Source organism: Thioalkalivibrio sp. ALgr1 (assembly GCF_000378285.1).
Classification (GTDB): Bacteria; Pseudomonadota; Gammaproteobacteria; order Ectothiorhodospirales; family Ectothiorhodospiraceae; genus Thioalkalivibrio.
Window position 1 is genome coordinate 481,973 of record NZ_KB905132.1, and the last position, 14,092, is coordinate 496,064.

13 protein-coding genes are annotated in these 14,092 nt (G+C 66.3%); 8 read left to right on the forward strand and 5 right to left on the reverse strand.

What is annotated here, in order from left to right; genetic code table 11:
- Positions 1–14 precede the first annotated feature (14 nt).
- Entirely contained in the window at positions 15–1,067 is a 1,053-nt protein-coding gene (locus F466_RS0102285; protein ID WP_018139775.1) for a porin, read from the reverse strand.
- Positions 1,068–1,354: 287 nt separating this feature from the next.
- Here F466_RS0102285 and F466_RS0102290 point away from each other — a divergent pair, with 287 nt between their 5' ends.
- The 8 genes from F466_RS0102290 (at position 1,355) to asnB (ending at position 9,152) form a co-directional block, all read left to right on the forward strand.
- The gene (locus F466_RS0102290; protein ID WP_012981441.1) at positions 1,355–1,873 is read left to right on the forward strand and encodes a MarR family winged helix-turn-helix transcriptional regulator; all 519 of its coding nucleotides are present in this window, start codon (positions 1,355–1,357) and stop codon (positions 1,871–1,873) included.
- A gap of 26 nt (positions 1,874–1,899) precedes the next feature.
- Entirely contained in the window at positions 1,900–2,301 is a 402-nt protein-coding gene (locus tag F466_RS0102295) for a hypothetical protein (RefSeq protein ID WP_018175089.1), read from the forward strand.
- A gap of 69 nt (positions 2,302–2,370) precedes the next feature.
- Positions 2,371–3,612: a Zn-dependent hydrolase gene (locus tag F466_RS0102300; RefSeq protein WP_012981443.1), complete on the forward strand. Its 1,242-nt coding sequence runs from the start codon at positions 2,371–2,373 to the stop codon at positions 3,610–3,612.
- 36 nt (positions 3,613–3,648) lie between these two features.
- Positions 3,649–4,392 carry a cysteine hydrolase family protein gene (locus tag F466_RS0102305; RefSeq protein ID WP_012981444.1) on the forward strand — a complete coding sequence of 248 codons (744 nt, stop codon included), beginning with the start codon at positions 3,649–3,651 and terminating at the stop codon, positions 4,390–4,392.
- Entirely contained in the window at positions 4,389–5,855 is a 1,467-nt protein-coding gene (locus tag F466_RS0102310; protein ID WP_018139777.1) for a sodium:solute symporter family protein, read from the forward strand. The genes F466_RS0102305 and F466_RS0102310 overlap by 4 nt, the downstream gene beginning before the upstream one ends.
- Positions 5,852–5,974: a hypothetical protein gene (locus F466_RS13815; protein ID WP_012981446.1), complete on the forward strand. Its 123-nt coding sequence runs from the start codon at positions 5,852–5,854 to the stop codon at positions 5,972–5,974. The genes F466_RS0102310 and F466_RS13815 overlap by 4 nt, the downstream gene beginning before the upstream one ends.
- A complete protein-coding gene (locus F466_RS0102320; RefSeq protein WP_018993375.1) occupies positions 5,962–7,044 on the forward strand; it encodes an aspartate carbamoyltransferase in 1,083 nt (360 codons plus the stop codon). The genes F466_RS13815 and F466_RS0102320 overlap by 13 nt, the downstream gene beginning before the upstream one ends.
- An 89-nt stretch (positions 7,045–7,133) precedes the next feature.
- Positions 7,134–9,152 (forward strand): asparagine synthase (glutamine-hydrolyzing), encoded by a 2,019-nt coding sequence (gene asnB / locus F466_RS0102325; RefSeq protein WP_018139778.1) that lies wholly within the window; start codon positions 7,134–7,136, stop codon positions 9,150–9,152.
- A gap of 58 nt (positions 9,153–9,210) precedes the next feature.
- On the opposite strand, the gene F466_RS0102330 is transcribed toward asnB, so the two are convergent.
- The 4 genes from F466_RS0102330 to F466_RS0102345 form a co-directional block, all read right to left on the reverse strand.
- Positions 9,211–10,095, reverse strand: a complete 885-nt coding sequence (locus F466_RS0102330; protein WP_018993376.1) for a carbohydrate kinase — start codon at positions 10,093–10,095, stop codon at positions 9,211–9,213.
- Positions 10,096–10,129: 34 nt separating this feature from the next.
- Positions 10,130–11,431 (reverse strand): GGDEF domain-containing protein, encoded by a 1,302-nt coding sequence (locus F466_RS0102335; RefSeq protein WP_018139780.1) that lies wholly within the window; start codon positions 11,429–11,431, stop codon positions 10,130–10,132.
- A gap of 81 nt (positions 11,432–11,512) precedes the next feature.
- Positions 11,513–12,385 carry an endonuclease/exonuclease/phosphatase family protein gene (locus F466_RS0102340; protein WP_012981451.1) on the reverse strand — a complete coding sequence of 291 codons (873 nt, stop codon included), beginning with the start codon at positions 12,383–12,385 and terminating at the stop codon, positions 11,513–11,515.
- Between the two features lie 47 nt (positions 12,386–12,432).
- Positions 12,433–14,076, reverse strand: a complete 1,644-nt coding sequence (locus F466_RS0102345) for an acetolactate synthase large subunit (RefSeq protein WP_012981452.1) — start codon at positions 14,074–14,076, stop codon at positions 12,433–12,435.
- Positions 14,077–14,092 lie beyond the last annotated feature (16 nt).

Sequence of the window (14,092 nt, forward strand, 5' to 3'; positions counted from 1 at the left end):
CGGCGGATTGGCTGCTAGAAGCTGTAGTGCATGCCGACCATGAACACGTTGTTGCTTCCATCCTCGGGAAAGTCAGCCCCGGCCCGGCCGGTGTCTCGGGCCCTTGATGCCGGTACCGCACCGGTTGCTTCTTCTTCGTAGTAGTACTCGGCAAACAGGGACAGCCCGTCCATCCAGTTGAACGCGTAGCCCAGGTGGAAGACGTCTCCGCCGTAGTTGTCGACGTTGGCGTAGGTTCCGTGGAATATATGTTGCCCCACGGCGTAGGCGGCGTAGATGTTCGCGGCGACGTCGCCGTCGTCCCCGAAGGCCCCGGCGTCCTGGTCGCTTTCAATGTATTCGACCTTGGCACCCATCGACCATGGGCCCATGCTGTGCATCGCGGACACCCCCCAGATCCGAGTGTTCTGCTCGCCATTGGCATCATCGACCCCGACGGAAAGAGTCGTGTCGCCGAAGGCGTACGAACCGGTCACCTGGTAGCGATCATCTGGAGAGCCCGATGCATCGTCGTAGCCGCCGTTCGCGCTGTAGGAGGCCGCGAACGAGAAGCCGTTGAAGTCCGGAGAGTAGTACATGAGGCTGTTGCTCTCACGGAAGGTCGTATAGGTCGCGAAGCCGCTCTGGTAGGAGTAGAACATGTCCACCGGGAAGGCGATCGCGTTGTAATACGGCAGCCAATCGCGGCCATACGCCACGGTACCGAATGCGCCGTCGAGCCCGACCTTGCCGATGCGGACGTCCTCGTCTTCGCCACTGAAGGGGTCCTGTACTCGGCCGTTGGCTAGGTCGAGCGGGATTTCCAGCTGCGCAAACGCGTTCAGGCTTTCATTGATCTCATAGTTGGCGTTGAAGCCGATGCGTGAATAGGCATCCCGGAAGCCGTCATAGCTGTCCTCGCCATCCGGGTCCGCCGTTTCGTACTGCAGTCTCAGTGACCCGTAGAAATCGAACTCGACGCCCCCTGCACCCTCCTGTTCTGCGGGGCTGACCGCTGGCGCCAGAAGAAGCGCCGTGGCAACGGCCCCGGCCAGTGGAGTGAGATTCCACGAAATGTTGTTTTTCATTATTCGTTCCTTTTGGCAGTTCGATCCTGGAATCCGAAAGAGAAACAGGCCCCTGTACCCCCGGGGGACCGATGGCGAGCTCCCGAGGAACCGCCACAACCGTTTCTGTCGCGTATGGCTAACGAGAGGCCCGTTTTGTTGCCCAGAGACCGGATCCTGGTGACCTCGGCTAGCCGGAAACCCCATTAATAGAACGCGCTCGCCGCTTTCGCCAGCAAAGGACAAGTTGCAACTCCATTATTTTTGTACAAAACTATATGGCATTTGCCATACTGAGTCCGACTGTGATGTCAGCTGTTTCTGCCCAGAACGAACCTCATCGCCCCGCGACGGAAGGGGAACCGGATCTGTCGCGTTCCGTGATCCGTCAGCTGCGCGTGATCATCCGCGCCCTGCAGGGGCATTCGCGGGCAGTGGAGCGTGCCTGCGGGATCAGTGCCTCGCAGTTGTGGGCCCTGTGGGAGCTGCAGCGCACGCCCGGGCTGAATGTCAGCGACCTTTCGCGCCGGCTGTCGGTGCATGCCTCGACCACCTCGAACCTGCTGGACAAGCTGGAATACAGCGGGCTCGTCGAGCGCCGCCGCCCGGAGAAGGACCAGCGCATCGTGCGGCTGTATGTCACGCCCAAGGGGGAGGCGCTCCTGTCCGACGCCCCGGCAGCCCCCCAGGGCGAGTTGAACCGCGCGTTGCACGCTCTCCCGCCCGAGCGGCTGGCGGATCTGGACGAAGGGCTTACCCTCCTGGTCGAGGCGATGAACACCACCGAGCCTCGTGCCGGTCTGCAGCCGTTCGAGGTGAAAACCTGAGCGGCGTGGCCGCCAGGTAACGCGCCATGCGCTCCCTCCTGCCCGCCAGCCTGCTGCTTCTGCTGCTGCCGCTGGTTGTACTGGCCGAGCCCCGATTCGACGACCCGCCCACGGACTCGCGTGATGGCGGTCTAACCCTCGAATGGAACGCCGAGGGGCCCGTCGAACTCGAACAGGCGAGCGGTCCGGACTTCGACGACGCCCGCGTGATCTATCGCGGTGGCGACACCAGCAGCGTAATCAGCGGCCTCCCGGACGGCGAATATCGCTTTCGCCTGCGGGCCGATGGCGCGGACGACTGGGCCGACGAGGCCCGGATCGATGTGGCGCACCACAGCCTGGCCCGCGCGTTCGGCTTCTTCGCGCTGGGAGGCGTCGTCTTTCTGGTCCTGATCGTGGCCATCCTGCGCGGTCGCCCGCGCGACTGAATTCACCTGCCCCGCCCCGTCGATCCGCGTGTACCGCGACCGGGGCCGGCGGCCCTATCGGAGAACACGATGCACGAACTCAAGATCAACATGCAGCGCCTGCAGCAGGACATTACCGAGCTGGGGCAGATTGGACGCGATGCCGACCGTGGCTTGCACCGCCGGGCGTTCAGCGAGGGCGACCGCGCGGGGCGCGAGTGGTTTCGCGGCCGCCTGGAGGCCGCGGGCCTCGACGTCTGGCAGGATGGCGCCGCCAACCTGCACGGTCGCCTGGACTACGACGGCAAGCGCCCGGTGGTCGCCATGGGCTCGCATCTCGATACCGTCCCCGGTGGTGGCCCGCTGGATGGTGCCCTGGGGGTGCTGATCGGGCTGGAGGTGCTGCGCACGGCCAAGGAACACGAGGTCGACTTGCAGTACCCGCTGGAGGTCATCGACTTCACTGACGAGGAGGGCCGTTTCGGCGGCATGTTCGGCTCCCAGGCGATGGCCGGAAAGCTGACCCCGGAGAGCATCAGCCATGCCCGTGACCTCGAGGGCATCACCCTGGTCGAGGCGATGGCCAACTGGGGCCTGAATGCCGACGACGCCCTGAGCGCGCGACGCGACCCGCACACCCTGCATGCCTTCATCGAGACCCATATCGAGCAGGGCCCGGTGCTGGATCGCCGCGGCCTGAGCGTGGGCGTGGTCGAGGCCATCACCGGCCTGTTCAAGTGGGAGGTGCGCCTGAAGGGCCAGCCGAACCATGCGGGCACCACGCCGATGGACATGCGCATCGACGCGTTCCAGGGGCTGGCCGAATTCGGCGGCGAGATCAATCGCCTGCTGGAGGAGCACGGCAGCCCGAACTCGCGCGCGACTATCGGCCGCGTGGAGCTCTCGCCGGGCGCGGCGAACACCGTGCCGGGCATGGCGACTTTCTCCTTCGAGGTGCGCGATACCGACGAGAAGGTATTGACCGCGCTGGCCCACGCGGCCCGCCGCACGCTGTCCAGCCTCGCGCGCCGGCGTGACCTGATGTTCGAGTTCGACGTGCTCTCGGAGATCGATCCGGTGCGCTGCGACACGGGCATCGTGCAGACCATCGAGGCGACCGCCGAACGCATGGGGCTGGAGTACCTGACCATGCCCAGCGGCGCTGCGCACGACACCCAGAGCATGAGTGCAATCACGCGTACCGGCATGATCTTCGTACCGAGCCTGCAGGGGCGTAGCCATTCCGCGGCGGAATGGACAAACTGGGAGGACATCGAGACCGGCGCCAACCTGACGCTGCAAAGCGCCCTGGCCCTGGCCGCCCGTTCGTGAGCATCCCCGATCACCGCGACCCAAGGACCGCCCGGCATGGCCAATAACGACAACGTCTCCCAGCTCACTGACTACGACTCCCTGGACCCGCTGCGCGAGCAGTACCAGGAGAGCCTGATCACGACCCCGGTGCTGCGTCAGGAACTGCGCGAGCACCACGTCGCCCTGCTGTGCATTGACCTGCAGTACCTGGATGCCGCGCGCGGTCATGGGGTGTTCGCCGACTCGGTGCAGTCCGGCGTGCCGCCCGAGGCGCAGGAGTACTACTTCAACCGCCTGGAGCAGACGGTGCTGCCGAACGTGCGCCGGCTGCAGGATGCATTCCGCGAGCAGGGGCTGGAGGTCATCCACACGCGTATCCGTTCGCTGACCCACGACGGGCGCGACCGCAGCCCGGGCCACAAGCGCCTGAACCTGCATGCCGCGCCCGGCTCCAAGGATGCGGAGTTCGTCGAGCAGGTCGCACCGGTGGGCGACGAGATCGTGCTGGACAAGACCGCCAGCGGCGTCTTCAATTCGACCAACCTGCACTACATCCTGCGCAACCTGAACATCTCGGCACTGTTCATCGTGGGTGTGTATTCGAACGAGTGCGTATCCACGGCCGTGCGCGATGCCTGTGACCTAGGTTTCTATGTCACGCTGATGGACGACGCTACCGCGACGGTGACCCCGGAGATGCAGAAGGCGACGATCACCACCATCAAGGATCGCTACGCCCGCGTGATGACCACCGACGAGGCGATCCGCGAGATCAAGAAGGTGAAGGAGGCCTCGTGACCGGCCTCGACGACCCGATCCTCCCGAGTTCGATCGCCTGGGGGCTGCTGATCGCATTCAGCATCCTCTGGGTGGCGCTCGGCTGGTGGCTGGGTCGTCACAACAAGACCGCCGAAGACCACATGCTGGCCGGGCGCAACGTCGGGCTGGCGCTGGCCACCGCGACCGCGATGGCCACCTGGGTGACGGCCAACACCACGATGACCGCCCCGCAGCTGGCGCTGCAGCTGGGCGTCTGGGGCATGCTCGGGTATTCGCTGGGGGCGCTGGGGCTGATCCTGTTCGCGCCGCTGGCTCGTCGTATCCGCGAGCTGATGCCGCGCGGGTTTACGTCCGGCGACTTCATCCGCCTGCGCTTCGGCACCTTCACCTGGCGCGTATTCCTGGTGGTCTCGCTGATCTACGCCTTCGGCTGGCTGGTCTCGATGGCGATGGCCGGCGGGGTGCTGATCAATGCCCTGGCCGGGATCGACTATCGCGTGGGCATGACCGTGATCCTCACGGTCTGCGTGATCTACACCCTGCTGGGCGGTCTGCGCGCGGTTATCGGTACGGACTTCATCCAGACCATCATCATCATCGCCGGCGCGGCGTTCATCGCCTGGCTGACCATCGACAAGGTCGGTTTCGAGGCGATCCACTTCAACCTGATGGAAGAGCGCCCGGAACTGCTGAGCCTGTTGTTCCCGGCCGCGATCATGTTCCTGTTCAACAACCTGCTGTTCGGGGTGGGCGAGATCTTCCACTCCAACGTCTGGTGGTCGCGCGCCTTTGCCTTTGGCCGCAACGTCGGCTTTCGTGCCTACCTGCTGGGCGGGCTGCTGTGGCTGCCGATCCCGATCGTCGCCGGCTTCATCGCCCTGGCCACGCCGGCGCTGGGCATCAACGTGCCCGCCGCGGACATGGTCGGGCCGCTGGTCGCGGCCGAGGTCCTCGGCCTGACCGGCGCGATCGTGGTCTTCATCGTCGTCTTCGCCGCCTTGGCCTCGAGCCTCGACTCGCTGCTGGCGGCCACCTCGGACCTGGTCACCCGCGATATCTACCGCGGCCATATCCGCCCGCAGGCCAGCGAGCAGAGCCAGTTCCGCGCGACCAAGGTGATCGTTGTGCTGCTGGGTCTGCTGACCTGGCTGGCCGCGAGCTATCGCGGCTCGCTGCCGATCATCGGCTCGCTGGCCGAACTGCTGTACTTTACGGGGGCCTTCGTGGCCTCGGCGATCTGGCCGATCGTCGCCGGGCTGTACTGGCGGCGGGCGAACCCTCAGGGCGCGGCCTGGTCGATGATACTGGGGTCGGGCATTGGGCTGGCCAGCTATTTCCTGATCGGCTTCTATGTCGCGGCACTGGTGGGCGCGGCCGTCTCCCTGGCCGTGATGGTGCTGAGTACCTGGCTGGCGCCGCGGCCGTTCGACTGGGGTCGCCTGTCCCGCGACGCCGCAGCCGAGGAGGTCCGGACCGCATGATGATCTCGTCGACTGCCTTGTCCGTGATCGTTGTGGTTGCCACGCTGGTCGCCACCCTGACCCCGATCCTGCTGCTGGCCCTGTTCATTCGCGACTGGAAAAAAGGATGCCTCTGGTGAACTACACCGAAGATCCCCTGCACGTGCTCCACCCGAAAGACGGCGCCGCCGGCACCGACCGCCCGAAGGCGCTCCTTGAGGCCGTGGAGGAAGACCCGGACCCGCTCCTGAAGCTGGCGGCCGCGCATGTGGTTTCCAGTCAGCAGTTCTCGCGCGATGAACTGCTGCAGCTGTTCCGTCTGGCGGCGCAGTACGAGACCACTCCGGCGCTGATGCACCTGCCGCTGGCCGGCAAGATTCTGATCAGTGCGTTCTACGAGCCGTCCACGCGCACGCGGCTGTCCTTCGAGAGCGCCTGGCACCGGCTTGGCGGGGCGGTGATGTCGATCACCGACCCCAAGAGCACCGGCATCGCCAAGGGCGAGTCGCTGGCGGACATCGCCGAGATGTTCAACAACTACGGCGACGTGCTGGTGCTGCGCTCCTCGGATGGCGAGGCGGCGCACAACATGCTGGAGAACCTGCGCATCCCGCTGGTCAACGCGGGCAACGGGATCGACGAGCATCCGACCCAGGCGCTGGCGGACGTCTACACCCTGGCCAAGTGGCGACCGGAGCTGTTCACCGGCCCGGTGGCGCGGGAGGACCGCATCAAGGTCGGTATCATCGGGGTGCCCTCGCGCATGCGCACGGTGCGTTCGCTGCTGCGCCTGCTAAGCCTGTTCCCGGAGGCAATCGAAGAGGTCGTGATCATCTCGCGCGAGGACGAGAACTTTGACCCGGGTCAGCGCGAGGAGCTGGAAGAGGCCGGCCTGAAGCTGCGCGTGGTGCACGAACTGGACCCGCTGCTGCCGGAGCTGGACGTCGTCTACATCAACGCCATTGCCTGGGTGGGGGATACGTTCGAGTCCATGGGCGAGGGCCTGAAGCTGGATCGCAACTCCCCGCTCAAGAAGGGCGCGGTCATCCTGCACCCGCTGGCACGCGGTGACGAGCTGTCCACGGACCTCGACGACACCCCGCACAACTGGTACTTCGCCCAGGCCCGCGGGGCCGTGTTCGTGCGCATGGCGCTGCTGACCACGGTGGTCCGCCGGATCAGCGCGGTCATGGATACCCCGGAAGACTGAGCCAAAGTCGAACTTGAACCGCGAGCGGCGTGGCGCGCCGTAAACCGCGCCCCGCTCGCACCCACGGAATCGAACCAAGGAGACATGCCATGTGTGGCATCGCCGGAATCTTTCACGCCGACCCCAACCGCAAGGTGGACCCGCAGACCCTGGTCAACATGGCCGCGATCCAGTATCACCGCGGCCCCGACGGCTTCGGCTACAAGACGCTGGACGACCGCGGCGTGGGCTTCTCCCATGCCCGCCTGTCGATCATCGACCTGGACGAAAACCGCGGCCGCCAGCCGTTCTGTATGACCGACGGATCGATCATGACCGCGGTCAACGGCGAGCTGTACGACTACAAGCGCATCCGTACCGACCTGACCTCGCGCGGCGTGCAGTTCCGCACCAAGAGCGACTCCGAGATGGTCATGCACCTGTACCGGCGCGAGGGGCTGGAGGATGCGATCAAGCACTTCCGCGGCGAGTTCGCGATCTCGCTGTATGACCGCGAGCATGATCGCCTGGTGCTGATCCGCGACCGCTTCGGCATCAAGCCGCTGTATTTCACCGAGGCCAATGGCAGCTTCGTGTTCGGCTCCGAGCTGAAGGTGCTGTTCGCCAATCCCGACGTCCCGCGCCAGTTTGCCGATGACGGCCTGTACCACCAGCTGATGCAGACCATGGTCCCGGGCACCACTGCGTTCGAGGGCATCCACCAAGTGAAGCCCGGCCACATGGTCATCGTCGAACGGGCCCACGGCAAGCTGAAGGTGCGCCAGGAGAAGTACTGGGACATGGACTTCCCGCTGGCCTCCGAGCGCCCGCCGGAGGAGGATGCCGACGAGAACTACTGGATCGAGGGCGTGCGGGAACAGTTGATGGAGGCCGTCCAGCTGCGCCTGGAGGCCGACGTGCCGGTCGCCTGCTACCTCTCCGGCGGGATCGACTCCTGCATCACCCTGGGCCTGGCCTCGGCCAGCCAGCAGTCGCCGGTCAAGGCCTTCACCATCGGCTTCGACAACGACGACTACGACGAAACGGCGATTGCCCGCGAGATGGCCGAGAGCGTCGGCGCCGACCAGGACATCCTGAAGCTGAATGCGGATCACCTCTACGACAACTTCGAAGAGGCCCTGTGGCACGCCGAGCGCACCATCTACAACACGCTGGGGGTGGCCAAGCTGTTGATGAGCCGGCACGTGAACGAGGCGGGCTACAAGGTGGTGGTGACCGGCGAGGGCTCGGACGAGCTGTTCGGTGGCTACCCGGCCTTCCGCCGCGACATGTTCCTGCACGGCCTGGACACCCTGCCGGAGGCTGACCGCGCCGCCTGGCAGCAGATGCTGAACGAGTCCAACGAGCTCTTCTCCGGCGCGATGCTGGCCGAGGACGAGGTCGACGACCCCGAGTTCACGAAGATGATGGGCTTTACGCCGTCCTGTCTGCAGCCCTGGCTGGCGGCAGCCGAGCACGTGCCCGGCCTGCTGGCGCCGGAGCGCCGCGAACGCATGCAGGACTACCAGCCCGGCAAGGCGATCGCCAACGCCCTGGACGACGACATGCTGGATGGCCGGCATCCGCTGGACAAGGCCCAGTACGTCTGGATCAAGACCATGCTGGAGGGCCAGATCCTGACCTGGGGTGGCGACCGCATGGACATGGCCAACTCCATGGAGGCGCGCCCGCCGTTTCTCGACCACCACCTGGCCGAGTTCTGCGCCCACCTGCCGCCGACCCTGCGCATCAAGGGCCGCACCGAGAAGTACGTGCTGCGCGAATCGATGAAGGGCCTGCTCCCGAAGGTGCTCTACGAGCGCGAGAAGTTCGCGTTCATGGCCCCGCCGGCGCATACCGACCCAGTCAAGTGGGCGGCGATGAAGGCCCTGGCCGACCGCTATCTGTCGCCGGAGAAGGTGGCCGAGGCGGGTCTGCTGGACCCGGAAGGCGTGCGCCGCGTGTTCGAGATCCACGAGGACGAGACCACCCCGGCGGCCACCCAGGTCCAGCTGGACGCGGTGATCAACCACATGATCGGGGTGCAGGTCCTGCACGAGAAGTTCGTCGCCACTGACATCCCGGCGCTGGCTCGCCAGAAGGCCGACGAGTTCGGCTGGCGGCCGTAAACCCGGGTTACGGACGGCCAGGAACTGCCTCGCAAGAGGGGACCGGGTCGTCCGGTGCTCAATCCCAGCTGTTGCGGGCGTTCTGGTAAAAGCCGGGGTCTTCGCTGGTGGCGCCCTGCAGGGTGCAGACCGCCGCCGCGAACGCCAGCGCGCGTTCGAGGGTGGTCGGCCAGCCCCAGTCCTGTCGCATGCCGAGCAGGACGACACTGGCAAAGGCATCGCCGGCCCCGACCGCATCGCGCAGCTCGGGTACCGGCGGGGCCGGGGCCGCAAAGCGCTCGCCGTTGACGGTACGAATGATCGCCCCGCCGGCCCCGGCGGTGACGACCAGGGCCTGACGGATGCCCGCCTGCTCGAGCAGGGCGGTCTCCGCCTCGTCGTCCGCAGCCCCGGGGACCAGGGTGGCCAGCTCGTCCTGGTTCAGCTTCACCACGTCGGCGTCCCGTATCAGGTCCAGCGTCGTGTCCCGGGTATACCAGGGGTCGCGCAGGTTCACGTCCACGAAGCGGTGCCCGGCGCGTTCGCGCAGGCGTGCCAGCAGGTCGTGATTCCCCCGGCGCAGGGCCAGGGTGCCGTGGTAGAGCAGTGGCGTGGAGGCGGGCAGCGCATCGGCCCAGGCTGCGGGTACGTCGTCGTAGGCCTGGTCCGGCACGATGGTGTAGCTGGGCTCGCCGCGGGCGAGTTCGACCCGGACTTCGCCGGTCGGGGCTTCGGGGTGCCGATACAGCCCGCGGGCGTCCATGCCGATTGCATCCATGCGGGCCTGCACCGCGGCGCCCGCTGGGTCGTTGCCTATGCCGCCGACGAAACAGACCGGCTCCCCGAGCTGATGCAGGTTCCAGGCGACATTGAACGGCGCTCCGCCCAGGACGCGCTGTCCATCGGGAAAGACATCGAACAGGACCTCGCCAAAGATCAGCTGGGGGGATGGCTCGGCAATCACAACGGCCTCCTATCAGGGAAATTCTCCCGGGGGATCAGGAAGGGTGTGGCTCGCGGTCGGCCCGCTCCACGCGATCGCGCCCGAGCTTCTTCGCCTGTAGCAGGGCGTGATCCGCGGCGTCGAAGATGGCCGCGGTGGACTGTCCGGCCGCGATCGGGCACATGCCCGCCGAAATGGTCACGCGCAGCCGCGTCTTGCCGGCCCGTACGATCAGGCGATCCACGGCCTCGCGGATCGAATCGGCACGGCGCTGGCAGGTGTCCGGGTCGGAGGTGAGGATCATCACGAATTCCTCGCCCCCGTAGCGCGCAACGAAGTCCTCGCTGCGCACGCCCTCGGCCAGGATCTCTGCGACGGCCTTCAGCACCTTGTCGCCGGCACTGTGGCCGTATTCGTCGTTGATCGCCTTGAAGCGGTCGATGTCCCAGACCAGCAGGCAGGCCGGTTGCTCCGCCCCCAGGTCCTCCCGCAGGCCATCAAGGTAGCGCTCGAAAGCCGTGCGATTGGGCAGCCCGGTCAGGCTGTCGCGGTAGGCCTCCGCCCGCGCCTGATCCAGCCGCTTGCGCAGGGCACTGACCTGCGACTCCAGCGTACGGCCCTTCGCTCGCAGCAGGCGGTTGCGCTCCAGGGCCTCGAGCAGATCGTTCTCCTGCTGATTGCGAAAGGCCGCCACATGTTCGACCACGCGATCCAGACCCCGGCTGATTTCCTGGCGCAGGGTGGCGATGTCCTCCAGGTCGTCCATGCGGCCCTTCATGGCCCGGACATTGTCCGAGATGCCATCGTGCAGGGTGGCAACCGAGGCGCGTGTACGTTCGCTGCGTTTCTCGTCTTCCGACAGGGCCGAGTCGACGTCTTCCAGGCGATGCCAGATCTCGCCCACGACGTCCGACAGCTCGTCGCGCTCGTGCATGGCGCGCTCGCACTTGTCGTGCAGCACCCGGAAGAGCTGAGAAAGCGTTCGTTCGATCTCCGAGCGGTCGCGCCGTTCGGTCGCGCGATGCAGGTCATCCAGGCCGGGGTCCAGGAAATCGAACCCGTTCAGTCCGCGGCGCACGACCTCGAGCACAGCGCTGGCCAGGTCCTCGTGGTGATCGGAGCTGCGGACCGCGTCGGCCAGCTGTGCACCCAGCCGATCCATCCAGGCAGAGTCGGGCGGGCTGGACTCCACCGCGCGGGACAGGTCCTGAACCGCGCCATCCAGTGCCGGCACGCGGGCGCTGACCACCGCCAGTGCCCTCAGGGCCACCCGCCTCAGTGCATCCTGCTGGACCTGCTCGCGCTCCAGGCGGCGCTCGAGGTCGATGATGGTCCTGCGCATCTCGCTGGCGGACATGGGGCTCCCGAAAGGGCTGTGGGGTCTGGACGTGCCGGGATCATTTAACCGCGTCCGCGACGCGGACGCCAGCGATGGGACTCAGGCGGTGTGGCGGGTTCCGTGCAGCGACTGGGCGGCTGGCAGCTCGATCTCGATACCGACCGGGAGGTGGTCGGACAGGGCCACGTTGTACACGCGCATGTCGCTGACATGCAGGTCCGGGGTCAGCAGGATGTGGTCGAACACGAGGCGCGGATCCCAGGAGGGGTAGGTGGCCGGGCAGCTGATCGGCTCCAGCAGCCCGGTACGGGCGACCAAACGCCGGATCTCCAGGCTGTCCTGCTGGCAGTTGAGATCCCCCATCACCACGGCGTGGCGTTCCGACTGGATCCGTTCGGCGACGTAGTCCAGCTGGGCCTGGCGTGCGCGCCGGCCGAGTGCCAGGTGCAGCAGAAACAGCACCAGCTCCTCGCCATTTTCCATTGCGTAACGGGCCTCGATGGCCCCGCGCCCCGGCAGCGGCCCGGGCAGGCGGTGCATCTCGACCCGTTCCGGCTCAAGCCGCGAAAACAAGGCCAGCGAGTGTTTGGCGAACTGGCCGAGATTGCGGTTGATGCGATTGTAGGTATGCGGGAAGCGGGCCTTTTCCGACAGATAGGAGGCCAGGTCCACGAAGTTCGAGCGCAGGCTGCCACCGTCCAGCTCCTGGACGCCGACGATGTCGAAGTCGGAGATGAAACGCGCCACGCGATCCAGGTTGCCGATCCGCCCCTTATAGGGAAGGACGTGCTTCCAGGAGTTGGTCAGATAGTGGTGCAGGCGCGACGAGGGGATGCCCACCTGGGCATTGAAACTCAACAGGCGCAGGCGCTGCGCGCCCTGGTCGTGCTGATAGGTCAGTCCGCGTACCTCCGGCGAGGCCGGTTGTGCGCGAACGGGTTCGGCATGCTTGCCGCTGGCCGTGGCCGTCATACTGCTTTGTTCCCCAGAGAACGGCGGAAGGTCCGCCCGGATACTACCTAGAATGGACAGACCAACTCGCCCAAACGTTCCGTCAGCTTCAGGTTTTCGCTGTAGTCGACCGGGCAGTCGATGATGGTGACACCGGGGGTGGCGAGGGCTTCGCGCAGGGCGGCCTCCAGGCTGTCGCCCGGGCCGATGCGCACACCGCTGGCGCCGAACGAGTGCGCCAGCTGGACAAAATCCGGGTTGCCGAAATCGACGAAGGCCTTGCGCCCGTACTCGCGCACCTGCTTCCACTCGATCAGGCCGTACGCATTATCGTTCCAGATCAGCACGACAAAGCTCTGGTTCAGGCGCACCGCCGTTTCCAGTTCCTGCACATTCATCAGGAAGCCGGCGTCTCCGGTGACCGCGATCACCTGGCGTTCGGGGTAGAGCGCCGCCGCCGCGATCGCTCCCGGCAGCGCGATGCCCATGCTGGCGAACCCGTTCGAGATCAGGCAGGTGTTGGGGAGCTCGCAGCGGAACATGCGCGCCATCCAGAGCTTGTGCGCCCCGACATCGGTAATCACCACGGCGTCGAGCTCGGCCGCGGTGCGAAGGTCCCAGATCAACTTCTGCGGCTTCAGCGGGAACTGGGTGTCCTCGCGATGCTCGTTCATGTCGTCGATCAGGTTCTGGCGCAGCGGGCGCAGGATGGTCTCCTCGCGCGGGTCCACGAGATCCGTGAGGCGGGCGAGGCAGGTATTTAGGTCGCCGATCACCTCGGATGAGACATTGTAGTGGCCATCGACCTCGGCCGGGGCGGAGTCGATGTGGATCAGCGTGCGGTCGCCGGTCGGGTGCCAGAGCCTGGGTGGATATTCCACCAGGTCGTAGCCGATACAGACGATGACGTCGGCCTTGTGAAAGCCGAAATTGACGAAATCCTGGCTTTGCAGGCCCACCGAGCCCAGGGCCAGCGGGTGGCGGAACGGCAACACGCCCTTGGCCATGAAGGTGTTCGCGACCGGGATATTCAGCGCGGAGGCCAGCTGCGAAAGGGCTCCGCTGGCTCCCGAGCGGATGACGCCGTTGCCCGCCAGGATCAGCGGATGCTGGGCCTCGTTGAGCAACTTCGCCGCGGCCTCCAGGGAGGCCTCGGCCGGCACCGCCTCGGGTCCGGCATGGACCGGGAGTGGCGGGTTGGGGCATGGCAGGGCGGCCACGTTTTCCGGAAGTTCAATGAAGCTGGCGCCGGGCTTGCCGCCCTCGGCCCACTTGAAGGCTTTGCGGACAACCTCCGGCAGTATCTCGGGCTCGACCACGCTGGAGCTGTACTTGGTGATCGGCTGGAACAGGCCCTTCAGGTCAAGGACCTGGTGCGACTCCTTGTGCAGCCGGTGAGTGCTGGCCTGGCCCGCGATCGCGACCAGCGGGGCGTGATCCATGTTGGCATCGGCGACACCGGTGATCAGGTTGGTCGCCCCCGGGCCAAGGGTCGCCAGGCAGACCCCGGCACGGCCGGACAGGCGACCATGGACGTCGGCCATGAAGGCCGCGCCCTGCTCGTGGCGCGTAGTGATGAACTCGATGGGGGAATCGGCCAGGGCGTCGAGAACGGCCATGTTCTCTTCGCCCGGCAGGCCGAACACGCGCTCGACCTGTTCCTGTTCCAGGCATTCGACCAGTCGCTGGGCCGTAGTGACGGTTGTGCTCACGCGTTACGCCACCCGA

Coding starts and splice junctions, on each gene's coding strand:
- F466_RS0102285 (WP_018139775.1), bottom strand. CDS start 1,067: ATGAAAAACAACATTTCGTGGAATCTCACTCCACTGGCCGGGGCCGTT.
- F466_RS0102295 (WP_018175089.1), top strand. CDS start 1,900: ATGCGCTCCCTCCTGCCCGCCAGCCTGCTGCTTCTGCTGCTGCCGCTG.
- F466_RS0102300 (WP_012981443.1), top strand. CDS start 2,371: ATGCACGAACTCAAGATCAACATGCAGCGCCTGCAGCAGGACATTACC.
- F466_RS13815 (WP_012981446.1), top strand. CDS start 5,852: ATGATGATCTCGTCGACTGCCTTGTCCGTGATCGTTGTGGTTGCCACG.
- F466_RS0102335 (WP_018139780.1), bottom strand. CDS start 11,431: ATGTCCGCCAGCGAGATGCGCAGGACCATCATCGACCTCGAGCGCCGC.
- F466_RS0102320 (WP_018993375.1), top strand. CDS start 5,962: ATGCCTCTGGTGAACTACACCGAAGATCCCCTGCACGTGCTCCACCCG.
- F466_RS0102305 (WP_012981444.1), top strand. CDS start 3,649: ATGGCCAATAACGACAACGTCTCCCAGCTCACTGACTACGACTCCCTG.
- asnB (WP_018139778.1), top strand. CDS start 7,134: ATGTGTGGCATCGCCGGAATCTTTCACGCCGACCCCAACCGCAAGGTG.
- F466_RS0102290 (WP_012981441.1), top strand. CDS start 1,355: ATGTCAGCTGTTTCTGCCCAGAACGAACCTCATCGCCCCGCGACGGAA.
- F466_RS0102340 (WP_012981451.1), bottom strand. CDS start 12,385: ATGACGGCCACGGCCAGCGGCAAGCATGCCGAACCCGTTCGCGCACAA.